This window comes from uncultured Cyclobacterium sp., assembly GCF_963976465.1.
Taxonomy (GTDB): Bacteria; Bacteroidota; Bacteroidia; order Cytophagales; family Cyclobacteriaceae; genus Cyclobacterium.
The window spans coordinates 1-5693 of sequence record NZ_CAXBOC010000388.1 but is presented as its reverse complement, the minus strand read 5'-3'; the positions used below and the strand labels follow the sequence as shown (position 1 = coordinate 5693).

At 38.1% G+C, this 5693-nt stretch carries 5 protein-coding genes; 2 read left to right on the top strand and 3 right to left on the bottom strand.

Annotated features, from left to right (window positions below; genetic code table 11):
• The 3 genes from AAC037_RS18550 to AAC037_RS18540 all read right to left on the bottom strand — a co-directional run.
• Positions 1–1178, bottom strand: a 1178-nt coding sequence (locus AAC037_RS18550) for an MBL fold metallo-hydrolase (protein ID WP_339904679.1), incomplete at its 3' end; no start/stop codon positions are given.
• Between the two features lie 341 nt (positions 1179–1519).
• Positions 1520–3421 carry a PspC domain-containing protein gene (locus tag AAC037_RS18545; protein ID WP_339904678.1) on the bottom strand — a complete coding sequence of 634 codons (1902 nt, stop codon included), beginning with the start codon at positions 3419–3421 and terminating at the stop codon, positions 1520–1522.
• A 50-nt stretch (positions 3422–3471) separates the two neighbouring features.
• Positions 3472–3810, bottom strand: a complete 339-nt coding sequence (locus AAC037_RS18540; protein WP_303614695.1) for a PadR family transcriptional regulator — start codon at positions 3808–3810, stop codon at positions 3472–3474.
• Positions 3811–4201: 391 nt separating this feature from the next.
• Between AAC037_RS18540 and AAC037_RS18535 the strand changes: the two genes are divergently transcribed.
• Complete coding sequence (locus AAC037_RS18535; protein WP_339904677.1) at positions 4202–5308, top strand: PorV/PorQ family protein; 1107 nt, start codon at positions 4202–4204, stop codon at positions 5306–5308.
• Positions 5295–5693, top strand: a 399-nt coding sequence (locus AAC037_RS18530; protein WP_339904676.1) for a hypothetical protein, incomplete at its 3' end; no start/stop codon positions are given. The genes AAC037_RS18535 and AAC037_RS18530, both read left to right, overlap by 14 nt.

Here is a 5693-nt window from a genome sequence, read left to right as displayed (position 1 = left end):
ACAGGTACATCTATCCCATAAATTCTACACGTTTCTTCACCTTCTAGGATCCTTCGCCCCCTGGTCCCTTCTGCCTGATAGCCGACAAAGAGTATGCTGTCTTCTTTATTGGGTAATCTATTGTAAAGGTGGTGTAATATTCGTCCTCCTGTAGCCATTCCACTTGCCGAAATAATAATGGCATTGTTTTTTATATTATTTAGGCTGATGGAAGATTCCTGATCTCTGTAATAATGTAGGTTTTTATGTAAAAAAGGATTGGCGTTTGAATTTTCAAGCGAAGGGCCTAAATGGTGGTATTCAGGGAAGTCTTTGTACAAGCTTGTCACATCAATGGCCATGGGGCTGTCTACATAGATGGGGATTTGAGGGATAAACCCCTTTTGTTGAAGTCGGTGCAAGTAAAACAATATCATTTGAGTCCTACCAACAGCAAAGGAAGGAATTAATGAAACCCCTCCATTGTAATAGGTGTCCCGAATTACCTTTCCTAACTTTCTATCTATCCCGGTGGATTCGTTTACCCGGTTTCCATAGGTGGTTTCTAAAAACAATACATCTGCAAAAGGTATTTCTGCCGGAGGGTCTAATATAGGATCTTTAGTCCTACCTAGATCTCCGGAAAACACAATGCTTTTTTCCTGTTTGTCCCCTTTGACCTGTAATTTTAATATTGATGCACCGAGAATGTGACCCGCATTGTATGCAGTGATGCTTAACTGATCATTAATTTTGACCGCTTGATCAAAGGAAATGGGTTTGAGTTTTGGGAAAACTTTTTCTGCATCTTCCCGGGTAAACAAAGGTTGTGGGTTTGAATGTTTGGAGTAGCCCTTCTTTCGGGCAAACTTGGCTTCTTCTTCTTGTAGTTTGCCTGCATCCAGTAATAAGATTTTTACCAATTCTAAAGAAGCTTCAGTCAGATAAATGGGCCCCTGATATCCTTCTTTTACTAATTTAGGCAAGTATCCCGAATGGTCGATATGTGCATGCGTAAGTAAAACAATATCAATTGTTTCAGGTTGAATAGGGAAGGTGTCCCAGTTTCTTAGACGGTTTTCCTTCAGGCCTTGGAATAAGCCGCAATCAACGAGAACCCTAAAAGATCCGATCTCTAAAAAAAAGCGAGAACCTGTAACGGTTCCTGCGGCGCCTAAAAATTTAACTTTAACATCCATAGTGCTATAATTTTATGCAATTGACACTGATTAACCTTTGTGATTCAGGTCTGATTTATGTTTAGTTAAAGTATTGCTTTAAAACCTATTAACCTAAAATTCAAACAGGAATTTTTTCTTTTTCAATAGCATGTAATAGAAGGTCAATTAGGAAAATCGAAATAATTGATCTGAGTCATAATGAAGATGTGGTGGCTTTATAATGGAGTGATCTTTGGTCAACTCGGTGAAAAGGCATGTTTACAAGTGCTGGGGTTGATAAAAAATCCCCCCGCTTATTTAATTAAATAGGCGGGGGGATTAATATGTACAGAGTGATAAGTAGTTGTTAGCCTAGCCTGCTATTTTTTCATTATAAAACTCTCATTGTATAAAGATCTGGAAAGGCTATCGGTAGAAGATTGTTTGTGGTCATTGACACAATTCAAGCAAAGCAAGCCATTTTCATTATATACCCAATAGTTTTGACTATTGATATCTCTGTTTTTATATCCGTCTTTTCCTAAGGTGTTTCTTAAAATTGAGAGTAAATTACGATCAATTACAAAGGCCTTGTTATAGGGGATAAATAATGTCTGCTCCAAGTGTTGCATCCTAAACTTTGCTGTGTCGGGAAAGGTCAGGGATTTATCGAAAATCAACAGGCTGTCAGTAAGTTGTAATTCGTAGGCTACTTCCGAAGCATTTTCTATGGCGTCACTTCTATTGGAGCCCTTGGAAATAAACTTTTGCTTCACTATCAAGTCATCCTTTTCATGCCCTTTTAGTTGTAGTTTAACAAAGCCTAGTTCGCCTTCATCTATTCCACTACTTTCGGCGCTTAATAATAGTGTGTTTTCAGGAACTTCAAGATTTTGGTCAACCGTAAAACTGCCTTCACTTTTAAATTGACCAATTATTTTTGGTGCTTGGAAGGCGCCTAAAAGAATGCACATGATCCAAATGCCGAAGATAACAAGACCAAACCTTCCATCGATGAGGTTCCTTTTGATTAATACACTAATGCCCAAAAGAACCAATACTATACTTGGTATAAAGACAATCACAGATAGCGCAATTGCCAACCATACAGGTAAAAGCTCAGCAATGGTATTGATAGGGAAACCGTCCCACATATAAGCCCAATCATTGCTAATGATCAATTCACTGTAAAGTCCTAAAAAGGCAAGAGGGATTATAAGGATTACCATTCCTAAGGTAAAAATCAAGAGACCAAAAAATACCCTTATGACTGCCAATAAGAATGCTCCAAATGGGCCAAGTGCTTTCCCTATAGCATTAATTGCTTTTCCTAGGAACCTAAACGGAGCGAGCACTATTTTTTTTGAAGTAGACTCCTCCTTGCTGCTTTCGGTAGATAGATTTTGCTGGATGGTGGTCTCAATATTACTTAAAGTTATAGCTCCCCCTTTCATCTCAATCCTCTCTGTAATGGATTTGGCCATAGGTGTAATTATCCATAGGATAAAGTACAATACAAATCCTGAACCTCCGGCAAAAGTAAGACCGAAAAAAGCCAGCCGTACCCAAATGACATCTATATCGAAATAAGCAGCCAAGCCACTACCTACCCCTCCCAATACCCTATCATCAGGGTTTCTGTAAAGCTTCTTGATGTTTTTATCTTCCGGTTTATCATAGGAGACCGGAAGAATAATCCATAGTAAGGCATAAGCAATTACCGTCCACCAGCCGATGGCAGTGTTCAAATGAAAGCCTTCAGAAAGGAAAGGTAAGCTTAGTGCATTTAAATTTAAACCGCCGCTAAACAGCATTAATATGGTGATGAGTCGGGTCCAAAGCGGGTCTATGGAGAAATAGTTTGCAAAGCCGGCACACACTCCTCCGAGTATTTTACCATGGACCAGGCGGGTTAGTTTTTTATATCCTTTCCCTGAATTTTGATCCGGAGGAGTTACGTATTTATAAAAGTCATTGTTTGGATCTTCAGTCTGTTTTTCCTCCTCCAAGTCCTGTTCAATAGCTTTAAAATCCGCTATTGTTCCCATTTTTTGGATTAGGTTAGAAACATTGTCTGCTGTAATAACCTGCTTATTGTTTTTTAGATTACTTAGGAAGATTTCGGCTATCCTATTTTCAATGTCGGTAATAATTTCTTGATTATCCTCGTAATGGGAGAAATGTTGATTGATGGCATCCAGGTAATTTTTTAAGGCGGTATATCCATCCTCCTCAATATGGAAGAGAATGCCACTGATATTTATGCTAATTGTCTTTTTCATGATTTAAATGACTAAGGTCAAGAAAATATATATTAATTACTTGATCGTTCCTATTCGTTTTTTGCTTTCGCTATTATTTGATTGACGGATGTGTCCAGGTTTTCCCATGTCTGCTGTAAGTCATTTAAGAATTCCAGCCCCTGAGGCGTGATAGAATAATATTTTCTTGGTGGACCTGCCTCTGATTCCACCCATTTATAGGAAGCTAATTTGGCATTTTTCAGCCTGTTTAAAAGAGGATATAAGGTACCTTCTACAATTATCATCTCAGCACTTTGCAACTCCTCTATCAGATCGGTCGCGTAGACCTCTCCTCTGGAAATGATATGTAATATGCAGAATTCCAAAATCCCTTTCCGCATTTGGGTTTGGGTGTTTGAAGCTTTCATGTTTTATTGTTCAAAGAAATATACTAGTTCACAATTATTTTAATCGATTGATCTCACCTATTGGAAAAATAATACCAACTTTTTACCTGCTAGTAGGTATTGCCTAATTCCATGGTATGCAAAGATCGAAGCAATACCCAATTTTGGGCTAAAATGCGTTAATTTTTGTTTTAAAAGCAGATTATGGTAGGGCTAATAAAATATTAAAATTTTGCGTTTGTTTTATTCTAACAAGTATTACCAATAACCAAAGTATTTTTTTGGATGTCACCGTACAGTTTATTGTTCAGATGTGAACAATTCCGAACAAAGCATTCAATAATTTTTTAATTTCAGAATATTTACAATGGTTTTTTCTTTTTACTTTGCGAAAGGATTATTATTTAAACTCATGTTTGGTAGGGTAAATTTTTGTGTGTTGGTGGGGATTTTGCTATCAGGAGCCGTAAGAGCCCAAGGGATAGCCCCTAAATATTCCAACGAATTCATGAACATTGGGATTGGAGCTAGGGCTTTAGGTATGGCCGGAGCCCAAGTGTCAGCAGTCAATGATGTTACCGCCGCCTATTGGAATCCTGCAGGTTTGCTTGGGATCAAGCACGAGCACGAATTCTCTTTGATGCATGCTGAGTATTTTGCGGGAATTGCAAAATTTGATTTCGCAGGTTATTCTACAAATATTCAAGAAGACAATCAAATAGCGGTTTCACTCGTTAGGTTTGGGGTAGATGATATCCCAGATACTCGATTTTTATATGATGCCAATGGAGCCTTAAATTATGACAATATCCAGTTTTTTAATGCTGCGGATTATGCATTGCTTTTGTCCTTTGCTAGGGATATTAGTGATTATTTAAAGGTGGGAGTGAATGCAAAAGTAATCCATAGAAATGTAGGTAAATTTGCCAAGGCATGGGGTTTCGGGTTAGATTTTGGAGCTATTTATATGGAAAATGGCTGGCGTGTTGGCTTAATGGCCAGAGACATTACTACCACCTTTAATGCCTGGTCTCATAATGCTGAATTGGTAAGAGATATTTATGCCCAAACCCAAAATCAAATTCCTATCAATAGTATAGAGCTTACCCTCCCAAGAGCTACCCTCAGTTTTTCCAAGAATTTTGAGCTAACAGAGGAGATTGATTTTTTGACGGTATTGGATGTAGATTTAACCTTTGACGGAGAAAGGAACGCATTGTATGGAAGCGACCTGTTTAATTTGTCTCCTAAAATCGGAATGGAGCTGGGGTATAGGCAGACTGCATTTTTTAGGATTGGAGCGGGAAATGTGCAGACATTGAAAGATTTTGATGGTTCCGAATACACTTCTTTTCAACCCGGTTTTGGCTTGGGGTTTAGGGTAAGTGAGGCTGTTCTAGTGGATTATGCCCTTACTGATATAGGTAGTATTTCAGAAACGCCTTATTCTCATGTTTTCAGTGTTAAAGTTTCACTTAACCCATTAAAGTCTGGTTTTAGATTATATGATGGATTATAGAATAAATATTTTTAAGGCCTTGCGTATGACCTTCCTTTTGGTGGGGATTTTTCAACACTTTTTTGTGAGTGGGCAGTCAAATGATTGGATGAATTATGATAGAGACTATTATAAAATACCTACAAGCTCGGATGGAATTTATCGATTAAGCTATACCACCCTTTCTGCATCAGGCCTGTCAGTAGATGATTTGGATCCCCGAGAGATCAAAGTTTATCACCGGGGTGAAGAGGTGTCGGTGTACATTAGTGGTCAAGAAGATGGCTCATTTGACCAGAATGATTACCTGGAATTTATAGGGAAAAGAAATGATGGAACATTAGACAAATTATTGTATGAAGATGAATCTTGGATGACCAATCCTCATTACAATACACATAATGAT

Bases quoted from the DNA above. Each gene is read 5' to 3' on its own strand.
- AAC037_RS18540 (WP_303614695.1), bottom strand. From the start codon at position 3,810: ATGAAAGCTTCAAACACCCAAACCCAAATGCGGAAAGGGATTTTGGAA.
- AAC037_RS18535 (WP_339904677.1), top strand. From the start codon at position 4,202: ATGTTTGGTAGGGTAAATTTTTGTGTGTTGGTGGGGATTTTGCTATCA.
- AAC037_RS18545 (WP_339904678.1), bottom strand. From the start codon at position 3,421: ATGAAAAAGACAATTAGCATAAATATCAGTGGCATTCTCTTCCATATT.